We start from the raw sequence: 21,853 nt of genomic DNA, 5'->3' as shown, positions 1-21,853 counted from the left end.
TAATATGTATCCAAAATTAATTATCCGTAACGTTTTGCGTAACATACAAACGTATAGCATTTATTTTTTTAGTTTAACATTAATTTATAGCCTGCTTTATGCTTTTAATGCTCTTCCAAATCATCCAGTTATGACTAGTTTGTCTGGTTCTAAAAAAATGTTAACAACCATTATGACCCAATATATGGGAATAGTATCTTATATGGTTGTTGGAGCTGTTATTTTTTTGATTGTTTATTCGACAAATTTTGTTCTAAAACGAAGACAGAAGGAATTAGGTCTCTATGCGAGCTTGGGAATGAAGAAATGTCATATTATGGGAGTTGTTTTTTGTGAGACCTTGTTCATTAATTTGCTCTCATTAGTAGTTGGGCTCTTGTTTGGATTGATGATATTGATTCCTGTCTCATCTCTTGCTTCAGACTTCTTTATGGGAAATTATTTTGGAAGAAAATTATTTTGGGACAATTATTCAGTTGAATTGTTAGTTGTCTGTTACTTGGTGACGAGCCTTATCATTGGTGCACTGGATGTGTTATCTTTTAGAAAGCAAAAAATTATCAGTCTCATCCAAGATAATGAAAAAAAAAGAACTATTATTTCAAAAGCTCATGGTAAATGGCAGATATTCCTGTTTACAATAAGTACGATATTGTTTTGTGTGATTTGCTTTTATCTTTCAAATTATAGTCATTTGAGATTTTTGAAAAATCATGCCTTAGCTTTTATTGTACTATTTCTGATTGTGGTTGTTTTATTTTATACTTCCTTGAGTCAGTTTATTTTGAGGTTGATTAGTACCACACCGAAACTATATTTTCAAAGATATAACAGCTTTAAAGTTCGTCAGTTTTCAAAGCAAGCGGATAACAATTCTATTGTCATAGCAGTTTTGTCCCTTTTTATGACACTCACATTAACACTACTGATTTTTAGTGGCAGTACCTATACAAGTATGGAAAAGGATATTGAGACCTACACTCCATACGATATGGAAGTCTCTCTTTATCGAGGCGAGGATTTTCATTATTTAAATATGACGACCAAGGATTGTTTGAAAGCAGATGGCTTTAACTTCAATGTGGTTGATACAGAGTATCAATATACTATTCATAAGGCAGATAGTACTTATAAAGATATTATTGACACCAATCATCTTTGGCCGCATGATAAGTATCTACCTGATACTCCTTTGAAAGTAATCAGTTTGTCAAGTTACAATCATTTAATGAAGATACAGGGAAAAGAGGGAATTGCCCTCAAAAATGATGAATATGCTGTAAATCAACATTATAAAGGAACAGAAAAACAAATTAAAGACTTTCTTAAAAAAGGTGAAACATTAACTATTGGTGGGTACAGTTTGAAATCGTTCTCTAAAACACCTCTTGAAAATGTGTATTTTCTTTCATCTGTCGGCACAAATGATTTTGGTACCTTTATTGTTCCAGATAAAGTTGCAAAAGAACTGTCAGTAGATAGCATGGCTTATGTTGCAACATATAAAGAAAAAACAGATATGCGTCAAGTCGAATTATTTTTGAAAAACTGGCTTGAAGGATATTATTTTAAGACGAGTGAGGGAGAGAGTAATGACTTTACCTATCAAACAAAGCTTGGTTTATCGGAACTGAGTATCAGTTCCATGGGGGTTATTGTTTTTGTTATGATATTCGTAGCAATCGTGTTTACGGTAATTTCCTTTAGTATTTTATCGTTGCAGGCCTTGACAAATTCTCTCGATAGCGCTGGTGATTACAAGATTCTATATTTGTTGGGAAATAGATATGGATCCAACAAGAAACTTTTATTCCAACAAATTCTTTTATATTTTCTGACACCCTTTATATTGGCCATCCCACTCAGTATTGCTTTTGGAAATAGTTTATTAGGATATTTTACACATTTTGCCAATACAGATGTTGTTGTAGATTTAAGATATCTCGGATTGACGGTTGTGTTATTTATTGTTTATCTGATACTGACTCATAGGATTTGTAGTAGAATAATACAAAATAATTAATGTGTATATTTTTCATGATGTTCGTTGTAAATAAAGCGATGATGTCAATTGACGCCTTAAAAGATAGTTTGTTAAAATAAGTGGTAGGTAAAATTGACTTCTTATAGTTTGTAACTGTATTTTATGTCATTGAGTTGCTTATTATGATTTGTAGAGTAGTTTAGTGTATGAATAGGAGGATGATTTATGACTGCACTGCTTGGTACATTTGAATTTTATGCTCCTATTTTCCTCTTAGGAGTACTAATCATTGGGATTGTTTATTTCATGAAGAGAAGAAATAATCGGAAGAAATAGACTCAGTCTAAAAGAGTTGAGAAGACCATGAAAAAGTTTTCTCAACTCTTTTTTTGCCGAAAATACTCAGGCTTCTGGATTAATAAAATGGTACGATATTGGAAAGGGTAGGGCTGTGAATTCCTACAGAAATACGAAACTATAAATTTTAACTGTTAGATGAGGTGGTAAACTATGCTTTTTAATTTAATATTGAGAAACGTAAAGAGAAACCTACAGGTTTACTTAATATATTTTTTAAGTCTATCTATCATATATGCATTACTGTATGCCTTCAATGCAGTTCCGAATCATCCTGTTATGGGTAGTTTAAGTGGTGCAAAGGCAAATATGACTAACATTTTTGGTCAGTATATGGGGATTCTAGCCTATGTCATTATTATGATCATTATCTTTTTGGTGGTCTATTCTACCAATTTCGTATTAAAGCGAAGAAAAAAGGAATTGGGTTTATATTCGGTTTTAGGTATGCGTACTCCTAAGATTGTCAGTATACTATCATTTGAAACCTTAATTATTAATCTTTTGTCTCTTGTTTTAGGATTATGTGTTGGAACAGGTTTTCTCAGTATACTTGCGAAAATAGCAGATATCATGTTTCAATCCGGGTACACTGGGGGATTATTTTATATTGATCTGCCATCTATTTTGCTCTTAGTCATAGCCTACGGATTGACTAGCTTTATCATTGTGTTGATGAACATATTAACATTTAGAAAAAAACGACTCATTTCCTTGATTACTGAATATGAGGGAAGTGATTCGATCCTTGTCGCAAATAATAGGTTTGTAGTCTTATGTGAATTTATCATATCAGTTGTTGTTATCGTCTTCTCCTTATTTTTCGTTAGTAATGAACAAAATTTTCAATACTTTAAAGGTTGGGGAGTACTTCTAGTTTTGGCTTTTGTATTGGCAGTGATATTTTTCTATAGCACTATGGGCGATGCGATGGTGAGAATCATTAAACGATTTGATAGTATTTATTTCCATAAATATAATTCATTTAAAGTTAGACAATTATTTAAACAAGCTGATCAAAATGCAATCACCATAGCAATTTTATCATTTTGTATGGCTTTATCAATGACTCTGCTGACAGTGAGTGGAAGTGCCTATAATGCTGTATCAAATGAACTACAAAAGTATATCCCCTATAGCATGTCAATTATCCAAAGTGTGGATGGTTCAAACAGTATGGTAAGTATTTCTATTAAATCTAAATTGAGGGAAGATAGTTTTGATTTCTCAAATATCAAGAAGGATACGGAGATTACTATCTATGCAAGTAATCTTTTGTATAAAGACGTTTTAGATACCAGTCAGTTATGGTCACTAGACAAGGATTTGGGAAATAGAACAGTTCCTATTATCAGTGTTAGTGATTATAATAAGACGTTAAGTCTTCAAGGGAAAAAAGGAATCTCATTAAATGATGGTGAGTATTTTGTTAATGCCAATTATAAGGGGACAGAAAAACAGATACAGAAATTTGTTAAGAGTACTAAGACTCTTTTGATTGGAAATCAAAAACTTAAGCTTGCATCACCACAGGTCTTGTCTAATGTTTATGTCATGACGTCAGTTGGAAATAATGATAGGGGAACCTTAGTTGTTCCAGATAATGCTGTAGATGGGCTATCTATTTACCAAAGAAACTATGATGCTATCTATCGGAAGAATGCTAATAAAGACTATATTAAGGATTTCCTTGAACAACTGAAAAAAGAAGATGTGGTTGGAAATGAACAAACCTACATTTATCAGACCAAAGATCGACTGATTAATATGTATCTTGGTTTTGTTGGTGTAGTTGTTCTTGTATTGATTTTTGTCGGACTCATTTTTACCATTATTTCACTGAGCATTCTTTCCATTCAATCTCTTGCATCGACCTTGGATAGCCAACGAGACTACGACATTCTATTTTTACTTGGAAGTAAGCAAAATAGAGGACTTCTTTTTCAACAGATTCTTTTTTATTTTCTTGTTCCAGAATTGATTGGGTTACCAGCATTTATAGCTTTGTCAAAAGGTATGTTAGGATATTTCGCAAATTATGCCAATACTGAAGTTGACTTTAATTTCAGTTATTTAATGATCTATTGGTTATTGTTTGGGCTATATATTGCGTTCACATATACTATTAGTTTACGATTGTTGCGTACAGAGAAGCGTTAACTAGAGAAAAAAGGGATATTACTACTGTGGTATAATGGAGATAGGTGATGCTATATGATAAGAAATAATATTTTGTCAAGATATCCATTAATCTTGTTTTGGTTAACATCCTTAAGTCAGGTGTTGGCGCTACTGGTGATTTATCAAGGAGTTTCCCAAATCACATTCCAGACAGTCATGATGTTTTCCATTGTAACTATTCTGGTTATCTTTAGCTATGTGTGTTCTGTTGTCCATTTTAAATCAATCCTGCTGAAATTTTTTTTATATGTCAGTATCAATTTATTGATGTGGCAGCTCATTTTAAACAGTTCCATAAGTAGTTCTGTGATGTTATTAACAGATTTATTGAATCCCATTATTTTTTTCATGATGATTTTTAGTGCTATTTCAATTATTTTACTTGGAAAACAATGGGTTGGTAAGGAGTTATTTGTAACCTACTTCCTTGTTGTTCTGATAACAGAGGGTTTGTTCTTTATTAATAAGGGATTATTTGTTACTTTCTCTTTCTTTTGTTCACTGTTTACTTCGCTTCTTCCTATCATATTTCTAGTTATGTATGCCAAAGAATTAAAAACTATATTAGGAAGTCAGCGTCGCTATTTAGTGATACTCTCAGTATGGGCTACTATATTTCTTATTCTTACTTATGAAGTTAGTAATGTTTCATTACTAATATGGTATTTGGGAACATTCATCTTAATAAGCTTTTTTCACCTAAGGATTATCTTTGAAAAGTTCAGTCAAGTTGTTAAAAACGTAAAAAAAGAATATATCGGACTGATATTTCGGATATTTTTTGGGTCGATTATTACGTTTATTGTCTCTTGTTTATTTTTGCAACTTGATGCAAAATTAAGCTTCCTACTACTTAATTTTTATATTCTAATTTTTGCTTTTGCCTTTATACAGTCCTTCCAGGTTTTTGGTAAAGAATTGAATGAAGGAAGCTCTGAGCATTTCAAAACCTTATTTTTAAAAAGAAATACAATGGTAAAAGAGCTACTGGAGGATGAAGAGTATAAAAATCAGTTTTCAGAGTTCCTACATAATGACATTCTCCAGAGTGTTATTGCAATTAAAAATTTTAATAAGCAGGGGGATAAGCCAATCTTTAGGGAACAGATCAATCAAATTAGCCAATCTGTTATTACAGAAATAAGAGAACGTTTAGATACTTATCAACCATTTGTAGAGGGAAAACAAAGTATAGCCCAAAGCTATCGTGAGATGATAGCTAGAATTGTGGCTAAGTCACATACGGAGCGGGAAATTCATTTTCAGGTAGATGATAACATTATTCTGTTGTCTCCATATGACCTCATCGTGTATAGATTATTGGAAGAACTTGCAAATAATTCCATTAAGCATTCAACTAGAATGGTTAGTAATTTGGAACTTTGGACGGCGAATGATATGATTCATATTCATTTAGAAAATGGTTCAGATGAGTCTGTGAACAGGATCGGCTATGGATTGAGATTTATTGAACAGCGTACACTGGTGTTAGGCGGTAATTATTCGATAACAAATGAAAACGGAACATTTAGTGTCTATATTACTATTCCAATTGATAAGGGGTTGTGCCATGAGAATTTTATTGATTGATGATCATAAGTTGTTTAGTAAAAGTATTCAAATGAGCTTGGAGATTTACGATGACTTCGAAAAAGTAGACACCGTGGACGAAATCACAAAATTACAGTATCCTTTGAGTGATCATTACGATATTGTTTTGGTAGATATCAATCTAACAACGCTATATGAACAAGATGGTTTAACCCTGGCAGAAGAAATTATTGCAGAAGATCCTGCTGTTAAGATTGTTATGCTAACGGGATATTCCAAACCAATGTACAGCCATCGTGCGAAAGAAATGGGTGCTAGGGGTTTTATTGATAAAAGTATTGATATTGAACAGTTGGTTTTCCTATTAAAAAACATTGATCAAGGTGGAATTGTCTTTACAACAGATGATATGATTGACATCCTAACAGACAGAGAAATCGCTATTTTGAAATTAGTAAGACAAGGTTTGAGCATTGAAGAAATTTGTGAACAAGCTTTTGTGAGCAAACGGACAGTGTCCAATCATCTAGGTAATATTTTTTCAAAATTGGCTGTGAATAATAGACAGGAAGCCATTTTGAAAGCAGAGATGCTCGGATATTTTTCACCGGATTAGAACCTAGTGCAGGAATTGTTCCTGTGCTTTTTAAATACTCTCATCCCATCCATTTCTCCCATCTATGCTATAATAAACCTATGACTAATCAGAAAAAATTACTCCTAATCGACGGTTCATCCGTTGCCTTTCGTGCCTTTTTCGCACTCTATAATCAAATTGACCGTTTTCGTAACAATAACGGCCTTCATACCAATGCCATCTACGGTTTCCACCTCATGTTGGACAACCTACTTGAGCGAATCCAGCCGACCCATGTTTTGGTAGCCTTTGATGCTGGTAAAACAACTTTCCGTACAGAGATGTTTGCGGACTATAAGGCTGGTCGTTCCAAGACTCCAGAGGAATTCCGTGAGCAGTTCCCTTATATCCGTGAGATGTTGGCTGCACGTGGCATCGCCTATTATGACTTGGCTCAGTACGAAGCAGATGACATTATCGGTACCTTAGCTAAGATGGCTGAAAATACCAGTGAGAACTACCAAATCACAGTTGTTTCTGGGGATAAAGACTTGATTCAGCTGACTGACGAAAATACAGTCGTTGAGATTTCGAAAAAAGGTGTGGCTGAGTTTGAAGCCTTCACACCTGACTACCTCATGGAGAAAATGGGGATTACCCCAATGCAATTCATTGACCTTAAAGCCCTTATGGGTGATAAGTCTGATAATATTCCAGGAGTGACTAAGATTGGTGAAAAGACAGGTCTCAAGCTCCTCTTGGAACACGGTTCCCTTGAAGGTATCTATGACCACATCGATGAGATGAAGAAGTCTAAGATGAAGGAAAATCTCATCAACGACAAGGATCAAGCCTTTCTTTCTAAGACCCTGGCGACTATTGATACCCAGTCTCCTATTGAAATTGACCTAGATGATACGGCCTTTACGGGACCTGACCTTGAAAAATTGGCAGCCTTTTATGACGAGATGGGCTTTGTTCAGTTTAAAAATGCCCTTGGTGGCGAGGCTGTTCCACAAGATTTTGATGTGGCCTATACTGAGCCAAGCCAAGTGACAGAAGATCACTTCAGCCCTGATGATTTCTTTTATCTTGAAATTCTTGGTGAGAATTATCACACGGAGCCTATCATTGGTTTTGCTTGGGGGAATGACAAGCAGATTTATGCATCTACAGATACTGACCTCCTCAAATCAGACGCCTTCCAGGCAGCTCTTTCTAAAGCTGTTAATATCTACGATTTCAAGCGCAGTAAGGTCCTTTTGAGTCATCTAGGTATTGACTTGCCTACGGCTAATTTTGATGCACGTCTGGCCAAGTATCTCCTCTCAACCGTTGAGGACAATGAATTGTCAACCATTGCCCGTCTCTATACAGACTTGCCGCTTGAAACAGATGAAGTGGTCTATGGTAAAGGGGCTAAACGTGCCGTGCCTGAAAAAGAGGTCTTGCTCAGCCACCTAACTAAAAAAGTCAAGGTCCTTCAGGTAGCTAAACCTGTTATGCTTGAAAAATTGGCTGAACACGGCCAATCAGAGCTTCTCTTTGATATGGAGTTACCACTGGCAAATGTGCTAGCTAAGATGGAAATCGCTGGTATTAAGGTTAAGGGACAAACCCTTAACGAGATGGCAGTGGAAAACCAAGTGGTCATCGATAAATTGACCCAAGAAATCTATGAGATGGCGGGCGAAGAGTTTAATATCAACTCGCCAAAACAGTTGGGTGTCATCCTCTTCGAAAAGATGGGACTACCTTTGGAATACACTAAGAAAACCAAGACAGGTTATTCAACGGCTGTGGATGTCCTTGAACGTTTGGCACCAATTGCTCCAATCGTAGCTAAGATTTTGGAGTACCGCCAAATCACCAAGCTTCAGTCTACCTATGTCTTGGGACTTAAGGATTATATCCTTGAGGATGGCAAAATCCATACCCGTTATGTGCAAGATTTAACACAGACAGGTCGCCTCTCATCAGTGGATCCAAACTTGCAAAATATCCCTGTTCGCTTGGAGCAAGGTCGTCTCATCCGTAAGGCTTTTGTCCCATCGACTGAGGACGCAGTACTTTTAAGCTCGGATTACTCACAGATTGAGTTGCGCGTGCTTGCCCACATTTCGGGAGATGAGCATTTGATTGCAGCCTTTAAAGAGGGGGCAGATATCCATACCTCTACAGCCATGCGTGTCTTTGGTATTGAAAAGCCAGAGGATGTCACACCTAACGACCGTCGTAACGCCAAGGCTGTTAACTTCGGTATCGTTTATGGCATTTCTGACTTCGGTCTTTCTAACAACCTTGGCATTAGCCGTAAGAAGGCCAAGGAGTATATCGACACCTACTTTGAGCGTTATCCTGGTATCAAGGCCTATATGGATAATGTGGTTCGTGAGGCCAAGGATAAGGGTTATGTAGAAACCCTCTTCCATCGCCGTCGTGAGTTGCCAGATATCAATTCTCGTAACTTTAATGTTCGCAACTTCGCAGAGCGTACAGCCATCAACTCGCCTATTCAGGGAAGTGCTGCTGATATCCTCAAGATTGCTATGATTAACTTAGACAAGGCTTTGGTAGAAGGTGGGTATAAAACTAAGATGCTCCTCCAAGTGCACGATGAAATCGTCCTTGAGGTGCCAAACGATGAACTTGTAGCCATGAAAGCCTTGGTTAAAGAAACTATGGAAGCTGCAGTCGAACTCGCTGTCCCACTCATTGCAGATGAGAATGACGGCCGTACATGGTATGAGGCAAAGTAAAACATGAAAGAAAATTTTCCATTTACCTATTTTCTCTTGCGTTACATGCTAGGATTTCTGGCTGTTATCCTAGGTATTGTGGCTATATTAGTAATAATCACCTACTTTATGACCAAGTAGAAATAGACAGATGAAAGCTGGACTGAGGTCCAGCTTTTTTGCCTATTGAAAACCACCAGATATGCTAGTGGTTCCGAAAAGTTTTTAACGATGTATCAAAAAAGTCCCCCTAAAGTGTTATATTAGATAGGGGTTCCCGACCAGTAGCTAATATACTAATGAGACTTGCTAGTCGGGTCAGCTAGCAAAGGTGGTGCTGAAGTGGAACTATTCGGTGGTTTTTTAAGCCTTGGCCGGTAGCAGAGGCTTTCATCCGAAGAGCAAGTTACAAGTTCTAATCTATGAACTTAACTTAGAAAGGAAGGAATAACTTAGAACAGCTCTCAAATAAATTTGGAATAAACATTTCTAATTTTAGTTATATAATTAAATTGATTAATCGTTAACCTTTATTTTATAATTAGATAAACAAATTTGAATTTCTGGAGTAGTAGTGCAATGAAAAAGGATAAATATAAGAATTTGATTTTCGCATATACGGTTTTATATACATTTGTAACGGTGCTAAACAGCATTTTGTATTTATATAACGGAATATATGAGGATCCGAGCGGAAACTGGCACGAAATAGACAGAGCAATCATAGTTTTAATAGGTGTAGTGGCATATGCTCTTGTTACAGAGCTGATTATAAAGCCTATGGTTCTAAGATATGCAGTTTCGTACATACCGACAGTTTTACTTGCATTTTTTTATGTATGGTCTACGAGTTTTAGAGAAAATTTAGCTCAGTCCGCGTATATGGACGTCTGGATAAATTTCACGTCTATGTTCGTTATATTTTGTATAGTCCATTTTATTGTGTACAAATGTAGAAAAAAGAAAGAGACAATGAAGTAAATTAATTCCAATTTATAGAATTGTATACGGCAAAGGTAGCAATTGAATATGGTAAAATCACTGATGGCTTTTTTTAAGCAGGACTTGTACCAAAAGAAGTTGGTCCTGGAGGTGGAATGCTTGCATTCTTACCCAAAGGAGTATCTTTGACTAGTTCTGTAATGTCATCGCCAAATGAGAAAGCCGATGATCAGTCAGATAAAAGTAAGGATCGTATCTGGGGTGGGTAGTCACTTTATGGCACCACAGACGATAGTTATTTCTTCTACAAAGTAGACTAATGATTAACAAGCTGAAACTGAAACGTTTCGGCTTTTTTGTTTTCGTCATAGTGACATTTATGTCACTATTTTTTATTGGCCGTATTACCTATAATAGAACCATAACTGAGAACAGCGACAGGAGTTCTTAATAAAAAGGAGTGTCGTACTATGATTGAATTTTTGATGTCAAAAAATGTGACTTATTTGGAGTTGTTTTATATCTTTTTGGGAGTAGTTCTTTCAAAGGTATACCTTGCTTTGCGTGGCCGGAAGCACGCTAAACGTGACGTATAACAAAAAGGGTAGCACTCAATGCTATCCTTTTTTGCTGTCTTCATAAGTTTTAATCATTTTCTTTTGTGGTGTGGCCATTGGGAACTGGTCGAAGTCCTCAGCCGCTACCCAGCATAACTCCTTATCGGTAGTGAGTTTGTCGTCATTGACGCTACCTTCTACCATCTCGATGGTCCATTTTTGGTGGCTGAAGGTATGTTTTACAGGTGTAAAATCATTGTTCGTCCACTCTGGATTAAGGGCATAATTTTCTTCAAAAATAGCCTTTTGAGAGACTGTCTCGAGAATACTATCATCCTTTTCAAAAAGGCTGAGTTGTTGGCCAATAAAGTCTGTTTCCACGATAGGGAAGGACCAGAAACCACCTAGCAGACGTCCCTCGATATTTTTTTCGAGCAGAAATTCACCCTTTGCATTTCTGATAATAAAAGCTTGAATTTGCATAGGTTTAGGCTTCTTCTTAGGCAATTTGATAGGGTACTTGTCATAAGTTCCATTGAGATAGGCTGCACAGAAAAAGCGAATAGGGCTTTCGTCTGGTCTTGGATTTTTAGCCGATTCGATATCGGTCCCAAGGTCCATAAGCGCCTGATTAAAGTCCCCTGGACGGTCAGGGTCAATCAAAATGTCCATAATCGCTTGGAAAATCTTACGATTTTTGGCGTCTCCAATATCGTAATTAACCTCAAAGAGACGAGCCATGACTCGCATAACATTACCATCAACAGCGGGTTCTGGGAGCCCAAAGGCGATGCTAGAAATAGCACCAGCAGTATAGGGCCCGATGCCCTTGAGTTTGGCAATATTGTCATAAGTATCTGGAAACTGACCATCAAAGTCATCCATGATTTGTTTAGCAGCCTTTTGCATGTTTCGGACACGTGAATAGTAACCTAACCCTTCCCAAGCTTTGAGAAGCTTCTCTTCTGGAGCTTCAGCCAAATCTTTAACTGTTGGAAACCAGTTTAAAAAGCGCTCGTAATAGGGAATGACAGTCTGAACCTGGGTTTGTTGTAGCATGATTTCACTGACCCAGATATAGTAGGGATTTTTAGTTCTTCGCCACGGTAGGTCTCGTTTCTCTCGATCGTACCAGTCCAGGAGGGTACGACGAAAAGAGGCGATTTTCTCAGCATCCCACATGACAATGCCGTATTCTTTTAAATCTAACATGTCTCTATTGTAGCAAAGAAATCTTTTTTCAAAAAATTATGCGTTTTTCTGTTAAAAAGATTGACAAAAGTAAGCGTTTACATTATACTAAGAGTGTAAAGAAGATAAGGATTCATCAAGGAGGTAAAAGCCATGGTGAGAGTCAATATTTCAAGGTACAAAAACGGAGACTGAGATCTCTAAACAAAACAGTAGGCAAAACAAATAACTTTATCAATCATCTCTGAGGAGCGTGACCGCATGACAGTAGGACGTTACAAGAACGGAGATTAATTCAGTCGCATAAAATAGCTACAAGGGAGTGATACCACCAGAAATCGAAAGCTAAACTCAAGATTAACGTCAAAAAGTGAGGTAAAGCTCATGAGAAATGTTAGTAGGTATAAAAATGGAGACACTTAGGTTGTTGCGTAAAATAGCCTAAGGAGTGATACCCATGCCACACGAAACGTAAATCCTATATTCTTAAGATGAACGAGGTGAGTTCATGAAATATATCAGTAGGTATAAAAACGGCGATTAAAAATGTTGCATAAAATAGCTACAAGGGAGTGATACCACCAGAAGTCGAAGGCTAAACTCAAATCTGTTAACTTAAGAAGAAGTGAGGTAAAGCTCATGAGAAATGTTAGTAGGTATAAAAACGGAGACACTTAAGCTGTTGCGTAAAATAGCTTAAGGAGTGATACCGATGCCAAATGAGTAAACTATCGACAAAAGTTAAATGCTTAAATCTTGTAACAAAGTACCGAGGTGACGCTTATGTTGATGTTTGATGTAAGTCGTTATAAGAACGGCGACAAGTAAATCTCATTGAGTGGTCAATGGGGAGATAGGTCTCAAATCATACGAATCAGAGGTGATTACTATGATGATGAATTTAGGACGTTATAAAAATGGAGACACTTCAAGTTATTGCATAAAATAGCTTAGGGAGTGATACCAATGTAATAGAAAATTTACAATACAAAAAAGTTATTTGTAAGTTGATGGAGGTAATCTATGATTGCTAGGTATAAAAATGGTGACACACAATGACTCCTCCTTATGAAAATATTTTTTACAAAATTCCAAAAGGATGTTCTAATGACAATTGAAGAATCTTAAAAGCTCATTCTAGCGTGTAAGAATGAGCTTTTTGATATGTTGAATTTTGAAAGTTACTTAATCCTTATTGTTTAACTGGACCTTTCGTAGGAGAGCCAGTCTTTTTTGTTCTTCGACTAGAGCCATAAAGATTTGGTATTGATTTTTAAGATGCGGCAGGAAGCTCTTAGGAATCTTGCTATCAAAGCTTAGGTTGTTCAGAAATATGGGGGCGCTACTGTCTCTATAGATTTGTCCTTGGAAGAAGTAGTTGTCGGTCACGATATCAATTGAGATACGTGATGAGCGCCATCGACGTTTGCGCATGTACTTGGGTTTCCAACGAATCTTAAGTTGTTGGTCCTTGATATACCACCCCATGATGTCTATTTTAGCGGTCTGTTTCGTTTTGTCATCACAGTAGGTTACTGGTACGCTTAGAACCTGTTGGCTTCTTGGTGAGGTTAAGAAGGGATGAAAATCAGGAATGAAGTCGTAGTCCTTGCTGGATACTTCCGAAAGACCGTTTTCTTCTCGTATTTTGCTACGACTGGCGTACTTGAAGAAGTCAAAACTCTTATCCTGTCTTTCTAGTCGATCAGCCTCTAATTGATATCTTGCCACCTGATCACCGATATTTTTAGTCGTCTTGAGGTAACGCATGATTTCTGCATCCTTGTAGTAAAGAGCGACGAGATTTTTTAGACGCTGACTAGGGTCCAGAGAGTGTAACTTGTCTGGAAAAGACAAGATTTGTATGCTATGAACAGAGGCCAAAGGGACAGCAGCGATGCCTGATAAGACCTTGTCTTGTTCAAAGAGGGAGACGGTATCAAAATGACTGGTATGACCAAGCTGATGTGTTATGTCAACAACAAAGAGGTTATTGTCCTGTTTGAAAGTGATAATGTAGACGTCACTCTGACCTAAGTTTTTTAAATCATATTCTAGGGAAGTAATAGGAATATTATAGTAGTGGTTAAAGGTTGGAAGCCCTAGTTTTTCTCCTAATTTCTTTTTATGATAAAGCATTCTCTTATTTTAGCATGAAGTTTGGCTGGAGAAAAGACGACTCATAAGGCTTAATTTTTTTATGAGGGAAAATTTCTAACTCTTTACTTTTTCCTTGCATTATCCCTCAAACTTTGGTAGAATTATATCTTGTGAGTGCACCTCACTTACTCGTGGCGAAAGACCATGAGTCATTAGACCAAAAGAGGAGGAAAATATCAATGGCTAAATACGAAATTCTTTATATCATTCGTCCAAACATTGAAGAAGAAGCTAAAAACGCTTTGGTAGCACGTTTCGATTCTATCTTGACTGACAACGGTGCAACTGTTGTTGAATCAAAAGATTGGGAAAAACGTCGTCTTGCATACGAAATCCAAGATTTCCGTGAAGGACTTTACCACGTTGTTAACGTTGAATCTGATAACGATTTTGCTCTTAACGAGTTTGACCGTCTTTCAAAAATCAACGGTGACATTCTTCGTCACATGATCGTTAAACTTGACGCGTAAGAAGGTAAATTATGATTAATAATGTCGTACTCGTTGGTCGCATGACCCGTGATGCGGAACTTCGTTATACACCAAGTAACGTTGCTGTTGCAACATTCAGCCTTGCGGTTAACCGTAACTTCAAGGGTGCTAATGGTGAACGTGAAACTGACTTTATTAACTGTGTTATCTGGCGCCAGCAAGCTGAAAATTTGGCTAACTGGGCTAAGAAAGGCGCATTGATTGGAATTACAGGTCGTATTCAGACTCGTAACTATGAAAATCAACAAGGTCAACGTGTTTACGTAACTGAAGTTGTCGCTGATAATTTCCAAATGTTGGAAAGCCGTGCGGCACGTGAAGGTCACAGTGGTGGTTCTTACAACGCTGGAGGATTTGATAATTCAAATTCATTCGGTGGAGGAGCTTCAACTGGTGGTTCATTTGGTGGATCACAACCTGCACAATCTACACCAAACTTCGGTCGTGACGAGAGTCCATTTGGTAATTCAAATCCAATGGATATTTCAGATGACGATCTCCCATTCTAAGAATGGACAAAACGAATTAAATATATAAAGGAGAAATAAACATGGCTCAACAACGTCGTGGCGGATTCAAACGCCGTAAAAAAGTTGATTACATCGCAGCTAACAAAATCGAATATGTTGATTACAAAGATACTGAGCTTCTTAGCCGTTTCGTTTCAGAACGTGGTAAAATTCTTCCACGTCGTGTAACAGGAACTTCAGCTAAAAACCAACGTAAAGTAACAACAGCGATTAAACGCGCTCGCGTTATGGCACTTATGCCTTACGTAAACGAAGACTAAAAATAATGCCCTCGACTGAGGGTGTTTTTTTCTGGCTTGATTTTATGGGCTTTTTTCTTTTTAGGCTTGTGTGTTGAGTGTTATTTTATACTTTAGGGAAAAAGAAAAACCAACTGGTCTTCTCATTTATCTTGAGGAGCTAGTTGGTTGTTTTGTGGTATATAGAGTGTGTTTTCTAAGAAATCATCAAATTTTTGGTCGTTAACGAGGATATCGACATTATCTTTGAAGACCTTGAAGCGGTTTGATAACCAATGTGTTTTGATATCTGCCCAATTATTGAAGCGGCTCCACCTATAAGGAAGTGTTGGGTCCTGTTTTTCAAAGACATAGATACTGCCATCTTTTTCGTAAGTTATAGCCGTGTGGAAATTGCTGACATCACCAGGGCTATTTTGAAAGACTGAGAGGAGTTTAACCTTTTCTGGAAACTTGAGTCCAGCTTTTTTCCAAGCTTTAAGGAGGTCATCCGTAGACTGGTAGCTGATATTATCTCCAAAGAGGAGACTATAGAGAGCTTGATCCTTGGAAGTTAGCTCTTTGTGGCGTGACTTAAGATCTATAAATTCGTTTTGAGAGGGGAGGTCCAATTTGGTGAGGTCCTCTGAGCTTGTAATAAGGTCATGAAGAAGGAGGAACGATGTTCGTCGGCAGTTTAAGTCATCAGTAAAATGTGATTTGTTATCTTCGAAAGTTTTTTCATTAAGGAAGGTGACGAATTGATTTTGATCCTTGCCGATTTTACTTTGGGTCCATTTTTTGACAACAGGTTGGAGATTTGTATTTTCCTGATTGTAACGACTAATATAAGGGGCTAGATTGTCCCAGTCTTTTGTCGGAATACCCTTGCTTTTTAAGGCTTTTGCTAGCTGTTTTTCCTGAGTGGAAGTCGTCACATTGTTAAAACTATAGTAAGCTTGATAGTTTTTCTGAGTATTCTTGTGGCCACAAGCCATAAGTAGTAGGCAGCAAGCAATGATTAGTAGAGGGAATTTGATACGCATCTATTGGAATTCTTTCTTTTGTCTATTAACTTTAACATTTTAGTATAGAATAGCCAACTGTGTCAAGATTTCTGACGTAAAAAAGCACCCTTATGGGTGCTTGAGGTTGATTAAGATGCAGGTGCGTAAGTACTTTGGACGTTGTAATGACGTTTGAAGAAGTATTTGGCAACACCAGCGATGACACCAATGATAAGGATTACAATTGGTGAAAGACCAGGGTTGAGGTAGCTTGGAAGAAGGGCTGTAAGACTAAAGAGAGCAAACCATGCAATAAAAGAGAGTGTGATGACGGTCATGCTGAACCACCATTTTGGACGTTCCTCTTTTGGTTTGTTATTGTGACGGTAGATGTAGTGATAAGGGGTATACATAGCAAGGCCTCCAATGAATGACACTGAAAGAAGGGTTGTGAGGCCGTAGCTAGTTTGTGTACCTGAGAAACCAAAGATAGCGTTCATGATAGCAACGATGGCTAGAAGGAAGAGTGAGGTATCAAGCCACATCTTCCAAGGAGTTTTATCTGTTTCTGGCACTTCTTTGTTAGGCTTACCAGTTTCAGGTTTTTGGTGTTTTTCAGGAGAGAAACTAGCTGCCCAAACAGTTGGAGCACCAAGGAGTCCACGTCCTGTGATTCCTTTTTTCTGGTTTTCAATAAGTTCAGGAATAATATCGCCAAGGATATCTTTGATTTCTTGGTCTGACTTACCATCTTTGATGAGTTGGTTGGTTGCGATGTGGATAAATTCTTGGTTTTTCTTGGTGAGTTTTTGGATGTCCATGAGATGACCTTTCGATAAATAGTATTATTTTTTAGTTTTGTAGTTTAGGGAAAAGAAGAGGCTCTATGTTAGAACCATTTTTTCCTGATAAAGTAGATAACAACGCAGGATGACCCGAAGGCTGCGATGAAAAAGATAACCCAAAAGGCGTTATCTAAATCGTTTAGAGGCATAGAATTATTTTTAAAGTTCATGCCGTAGGCGGAGAAGATAACGGTTGGGATGTCCAGAGCCATAGTCATGAGAGCGAGTGTCTTCATGATAGTGTTCTGGTTGTTGCCGATGATAGAAGCAGCGGTTTCAGCCATGGCATTCAAGACATTTTCATAGATGCCTGCCATCTCAATGGCCTGTTGGGTTTCGACCAGTGTATCTTCCAAGAGATCCTCGTCCTCGATATATTTCTTCAAGCTAGAGGCGTTACCTGTTAGCTTTTTGACAATTCGCTCATTCATCTTAAGTGAGGCTTTTAGATAGACAATGGATTTTTCCAATTCCATCATGTCAATCAAGTGCTCGTTTTTAGTCGCATTTTCCAACTGAGCTTCCAATTTATCGCTCTGACGGTCGATAGAACGTAGGGCGGTTAGGAAGAGTTGAGCATTGCGATAGAGAATCTGAAAGACAAAACGGGTCTTCATAAAGGTGTAGAAGTTACGTACACGGTGGTTGAGGAAGTTGTCCATGAGGCTGATGTCCTCGAGACAGGTTGTAACAACCACCTCATCGGTAACGATGATACCCAATGGAATAGTGACGTAGTAGCTTTTGTTATTACGCTCTTCTTGGGTTGGGACGTCGACCAGAATCAGGGTGTAGTCATCTTCGACATCGATACGTGATGTTTCTTCCACGTCCAGAGGGGCACGGAGGTCTTGAATATCAATGTTAAAACGTTCTGCGACCTTCATGGCTTCTTCTTGGGAAGGGTTCACCAAATGAATCCAAGCACCAGGCTCGAATGTTTCAATTTCTTTGAATTCTTTTCCGGTGGATAAGAACATTTGTTTCAATGGGAACCCCTCCTTTGTCATTAGGTAAGCGCTAGCGCCTTGATTACAAAAGGATTTTTACAATCGCTTTTAAGTAAAATAAACACTGCTCTTAGCTTTTTTTAGTGATGTCAAATGAGGCTTGGGACGATGTTCCTTGCCTTTTTTAGACACTCCAATATTATACTACATTTGAAACATTTTTGGGCTGGATAAATTGAAATTTTGTTATAATATGAGAGAAAGTCGGGATGGATTTTCCATCCGTCTGTAGAAAGGAGTGGCCGTAGCTTTTGGGCTAGGGCCTCTTAAAAATATGCAAGATAAGTTAGTGATTCATGGAGCAAGAGCTCACAATTTAAAAAATATTGATGTGGAGATTCCGCGTGATAAACTGGTGGTGGTGACGGGTTTGTCAGGTTCTGGGAAGTCTTCCTTGGCCTTTGATACCATCTATGCAGAGGGGCAACGTCGTTATGTTGAAAGTCTCTCGGCTTATGCTCGTCAGTTTTTGGGTAATATGGAGAAACCTGATGTGGACTCGATTGATGGTTTGAGTCCTGCCATCTCCATTGATCAGAAAACAACAAGCAAAAACCCTCGTTCGACTGTAGGGACAGCAACGGAGATTAATGACTATCTTCGTCTCCTTTATGCGCGTGTGGGTGTCCCCTATTGTCCTAATGGTCATGGAGCCATTCAGTCGTCCTCTGTGGAACAGATTGTTGACGAGGTTCTAGCCCTCCCAGAGCGTACGCGTATGCAGATTTTAGCGCCGATTGTTCGTCGTAGAAAAGGGCAACACAAGGCCGTTTTTGAGCGTGTACAAAAGGACGGTTATGTTCGTGTTCGTGTAGATGGTGAGATTTACGATGTCACAGAAGTGCCAGAGTTGTCTAAGTCTAAGATGCATAATATCGAAGTGGTTGTGGACCGCTTGGTAAATAAGGAGGGTATCCGTAGTCGTCTCTTTGATTCGGTGGAGGCGGCTCTTCGTTTAGCAGATGGCTACTTGATTGTGGATACTATGGATGATAATGAGTTGCTTTACTCAGAGCATTATTCTTGTCCAGTTTGTGGCTTCACAGTGCCAGAGTTGGAGCCGCGTCTCTTTTCATTCAATGCACCGTTTGGCTCTTGTCCGACCTGTGACGGTTTGGGTAATAAACTGGAAGTTGATATGGATTTGGTTATCCCTGATGCTAGTAAAACCTTGCGTGAAGGTGCTCTGGCGCCTTGGAATCCTATATCATCCAACTATTATCCAGCTATGCTTGAGCAGGCCATGGAGCAGTTCGGCGTGGATATGGATACACCATTTGAAAATCTGAAAAAAGAAGAACAAGATTTGGTCCTCTACGGATCTGGGGATCGTGAATTCCATTTCCATTATGTTAATGATTTTGGTGGGGTGCGTGATATTGACATTCCTTTTGAAGGGGTTGTGACTAATATCAATCGTCGCTATCACGAGACCAATAGTGATTTCACTCGCAATGTCATGCGGGGTTATATGAATGAGCTGTCATGTCCAACTTGTCATGGCTATCGTCTTAACGAAGCGGCACTCTCGGTTCGTGTTGGTGGTGAGAATGGCCTCAATATTGGCCAAATCTCTGATTTGTCTATTTCAGATCATCTTCAGGAGATAGATAACCTTGAATTAGGTGAAAATGAGGGAGTGATCGCTCGTCCAATTGTTAAGGAAATCAAGGATCGTTTGACTTTCCTAAATAATGTAGGCCTTAATTATTTGACCCTCTCTCGTATGGCCGGAACCCTTTCAGGGGGTGAGAGTCAGCGTATCCGTTTGGCGACACAGATTGGTTCTAACCTTTCTGGAGTCTTATATGTTTTGGATGAGCCTTCTATAGGGCTTCATCAGCGTGACAATGATCGCTTGATATCAAGTCTTAAAAAGATGCGTGACCTGGGCAACACCTTGATTGTGGTGGAGCATGATGAAGATACCATGCGTGAGGCTGACTGGCTTATCGATGTGGGACCTGGTGCGGGTGCTTTTGGTGGTCAAATCATGGCCTCTGGGACCCCAGAGGAAGTGGCTAAGAACAAGAAATCAATCACTGGGCAATATCTGTCAGGTGCCAAATCAATTCCTGTTCCTCTGGAACGTCGTGTAGGTAATGGTCGTTTTATCGAGGTTAAAGGTGCTAGCGAGAATAACCTGAAGAATGTAACTGTCAAGTTTCCACTTGGAAAGTTGATTGCAGTCACAGGTGTTTCTGGTTCAGGAAAATCGACTTTGGTTAACGGAATTCTCAAGAAAAAAATTGCCCAAGAGCTCAATCGCAATAGTGAGAAACCTGGTAAACACAAATCAGTGACAGGCATTGAGCATATCGAGCGTTTGATTGATATTGACCAAAGTCCAATTGGGCGTACACCTCGTTCTAATCCAGCGACTTATACAGGCGTTTTTGACGATATTCGTGATCTTTTTGCCCAAACCAATGAGGCCAAGATTCGAGGTTATAAGAAGGGGCGTTTCTCTTTCAATGTCAAGGGTGGTCGTTGTGAAGCCTGCTCTGGTGATGGTATTATCAAGATTGAGATGCATTTCTTGCCTGATGTTTATGTCCCTTGTGAGGTTTGTCATGGCACACGCTATAATTCTGAGACTTTAGAGGTTCGCTATAAGGGGAAAAATATTGCTGAAATTTTGGATATGACAGTTGATGACGCAGTTGACTTTTTTGCGGCTATTCCTAAGATTGCTCGTAAGGTTCAGACTATCAAGGACGTGGGGCTCGGGTATGTGACTTTGGGACAACCAGCAACAACCCTATCAGGTGGAGAAGCTCAACGTATGAAACTGGCTAGTGAGTTGCACAAACGCTCTACTGGGAAGTCCTTCTACATTTTGGATGAACCTACGACTGGTCTCCATACGGATGACATTGCTCGTCTCTTGAAGGTGCTTCAGCGTTTTGCGGATGATGGCAACACTGTTCTCGTGATTGAGCACAATCTAGATGTTATCAAGACCGCAGACCACATCATTGATTTGGGTCCTGAAGGCGGTGTCGGTGGAGGTACCATCGTAGCTACAGGGACTCCAGAGGAAGTAGCAGCTGTTTCAAAAAGCTACACAGGACAATATTTGAAAGAAAAATTGACATAAAGGAAAAAGGGCTCTCTGAGTCTTTTTTTGCTTTAGGCTGGTTTAAGTTGAGTTTGCTATTCTATGGTTAAGAAAAAAGATACAGGAGTCAGACTATGGTTAAAAAGCGTTTTTTTATAGGATTTAATGGTATTCTTCTAGCCTTATTTCTAGATATTTGTCTTTTAATTAGCATTCGTACAGTGGATCATCACGGTCATTTTCAATCAGCAACAGATAAATGGGAAACTTTGCTTTATATTTTAGGGCTCTATTTTAGTTTTCTTCTTTTTGAAGTTATTTTTTATCTTATTCTGAAACACCGTAGAAGTAAACAAGTTTTAGAACAGGTCTTATAAAGGCCTGTCTTTTTGTGTTTAGTGGTAGTGACATTTATGTCACTATTTTTTTTTGTGACTTTAAGTCCGTTTCGCT

At 38.3% G+C, this 21,853-nt stretch carries 16 protein-coding genes; 11 read left to right on the top strand and 5 right to left on the bottom strand.

Annotated features, from left to right (window positions below; genetic code table 11):
- Window positions 1–4 precede the first annotated feature (4 nt).
- The 6 genes from HMPREF2571_RS07225 to HMPREF2571_RS11005 all read left to right on the top strand — a co-directional run bounded on the left by HMPREF2571_RS07225 (window position 5) and on the right by HMPREF2571_RS11005 (window position 10,369).
- Window positions 5–2,023: an FtsX-like permease family protein gene (locus tag HMPREF2571_RS07225; RefSeq protein ID WP_013991193.1), complete on the top strand. Its 2,019-nt coding sequence runs from the start codon at window positions 5–7 to the stop codon at window positions 2,021–2,023.
- A 471-nt stretch (window positions 2,024–2,494) separates the two neighbouring features.
- The gene (locus HMPREF2571_RS07220; protein ID WP_070847554.1) at window positions 2,495–4,501 is read left to right on the top strand and encodes an FtsX-like permease family protein; all 2,007 of its coding nucleotides are present in this window, start codon (window positions 2,495–2,497) and stop codon (window positions 4,499–4,501) included.
- A gap of 54 nt (window positions 4,502–4,555) precedes the next feature.
- Window positions 4,556–6,112 carry a sensor histidine kinase gene (locus tag HMPREF2571_RS07215; protein ID WP_013991190.1) on the top strand — a complete coding sequence of 519 codons (1,557 nt, stop codon included), beginning with the start codon at window positions 4,556–4,558 and terminating at the stop codon, window positions 6,110–6,112.
- Window positions 6,093–6,689 carry a response regulator transcription factor gene (locus HMPREF2571_RS07210; protein ID WP_037598477.1) on the top strand — a complete coding sequence of 199 codons (597 nt, stop codon included), beginning with the start codon at window positions 6,093–6,095 and terminating at the stop codon, window positions 6,687–6,689. The genes HMPREF2571_RS07215 and HMPREF2571_RS07210 overlap by 20 nt, the downstream gene beginning before the upstream one ends.
- A gap of 80 nt (window positions 6,690–6,769) precedes the next feature.
- Complete coding sequence (polA, locus tag HMPREF2571_RS07205; protein WP_070847562.1) at window positions 6,770–9,409, top strand: DNA polymerase I; 2,640 nt, start codon at window positions 6,770–6,772, stop codon at window positions 9,407–9,409.
- A 558-nt stretch (window positions 9,410–9,967) separates the two neighbouring features.
- Entirely contained in the window at window positions 9,968–10,369 is a 402-nt protein-coding gene (locus HMPREF2571_RS11005) for a DUF6608 family protein (RefSeq protein WP_070847552.1), read from the top strand.
- 578 nt (window positions 10,370–10,947) lie between these two features.
- Here the strand turns inward: HMPREF2571_RS11005 and mutY are convergent.
- Both mutY and HMPREF2571_RS07185 read right to left on the bottom strand, forming a co-directional pair.
- Window positions 10,948–12,099, bottom strand: coding sequence for an A/G-specific adenine glycosylase (mutY, locus tag HMPREF2571_RS07190; RefSeq protein WP_004183519.1), 1,152 nt, complete (start codon window positions 12,097–12,099; stop codon window positions 10,948–10,950).
- A 1,164-nt stretch (window positions 12,100–13,263) separates the two neighbouring features.
- Window positions 13,264–14,217: a hypothetical protein gene (locus HMPREF2571_RS07185; RefSeq protein WP_004183517.1), complete on the bottom strand. Its 954-nt coding sequence runs from the start codon at window positions 14,215–14,217 to the stop codon at window positions 13,264–13,266.
- Window positions 14,218–14,417: 200 nt separating this feature from the next.
- Here HMPREF2571_RS07185 and rpsF point away from each other — a divergent pair, with 200 nt between their 5' ends.
- From rpsF to rpsR, 3 genes are read left to right on the top strand one after another with little or no spacing between them, the layout of a single operon-like run.
- Window positions 14,418–14,708, top strand: coding sequence for a 30S ribosomal protein S6 (rpsF, locus tag HMPREF2571_RS07180; protein ID WP_002884188.1), 291 nt, complete (start codon window positions 14,418–14,420; stop codon window positions 14,706–14,708).
- An 11-nt stretch (window positions 14,709–14,719) separates the two neighbouring features.
- On the top strand, window positions 14,720–15,238 hold the full coding sequence (locus tag HMPREF2571_RS07175; protein ID WP_002891844.1) for a single-stranded DNA-binding protein: 519 nt from the start codon (window positions 14,720–14,722) through the stop codon (window positions 15,236–15,238).
- Window positions 15,239–15,279: 41 nt separating this feature from the next.
- Window positions 15,280–15,519: a 30S ribosomal protein S18 gene (gene rpsR / locus HMPREF2571_RS07170; protein WP_000068665.1), complete on the top strand. Its 240-nt coding sequence runs from the start codon at window positions 15,280–15,282 to the stop codon at window positions 15,517–15,519.
- Between the two features lie 122 nt (window positions 15,520–15,641).
- Here rpsR and HMPREF2571_RS07165 read toward each other — a convergent pair whose 3' ends face one another.
- The 3 genes from HMPREF2571_RS07165 to HMPREF2571_RS07155 all read right to left on the bottom strand — a co-directional run bounded on the left by HMPREF2571_RS07165 (window position 15,642) and on the right by HMPREF2571_RS07155 (window position 18,318).
- Entirely contained in the window at window positions 15,642–16,523 is an 882-nt protein-coding gene (locus HMPREF2571_RS07165) for a DUF4300 family protein (protein ID WP_004183473.1), read from the bottom strand.
- 110 nt (window positions 16,524–16,633) lie between these two features.
- A complete protein-coding gene (locus HMPREF2571_RS07160) occupies window positions 16,634–17,305 on the bottom strand; it encodes a DUF1129 domain-containing protein (protein WP_004183471.1) in 672 nt (223 codons plus the stop codon).
- Between the two features lie 68 nt (window positions 17,306–17,373).
- Window positions 17,374–18,318, bottom strand: coding sequence for a magnesium transporter CorA family protein (locus HMPREF2571_RS07155; protein WP_004183470.1), 945 nt, complete (start codon window positions 18,316–18,318; stop codon window positions 17,374–17,376).
- A 295-nt stretch (window positions 18,319–18,613) separates the two neighbouring features.
- Here HMPREF2571_RS07155 and uvrA point away from each other — a divergent pair, with 295 nt between their 5' ends.
- Window positions 18,614–21,439 (top strand): excinuclease ABC subunit UvrA, encoded by a 2,826-nt coding sequence (gene uvrA / locus HMPREF2571_RS07150; RefSeq protein WP_004183468.1) that lies wholly within the window; start codon window positions 18,614–18,616, stop codon window positions 21,437–21,439.
- A gap of 95 nt (window positions 21,440–21,534) precedes the next feature.
- Window positions 21,535–21,777 carry a DUF3923 family protein gene (locus HMPREF2571_RS07145; protein WP_002891836.1) on the top strand — a complete coding sequence of 81 codons (243 nt, stop codon included), beginning with the start codon at window positions 21,535–21,537 and terminating at the stop codon, window positions 21,775–21,777.
- Window positions 21,778–21,853: the final 76 nt, after the last annotated feature.

Source organism: Streptococcus sp. HMSC068F04, from assembly GCF_001837455.1.
Lineage (GTDB): Bacteria > Bacillota > Bacilli > Lactobacillales > Streptococcaceae > Streptococcus > Streptococcus salivarius_D.
Note: the sequence above shows the minus strand (reverse complement) of the source record. Positions and strands in the feature narration are given on the sequence as shown.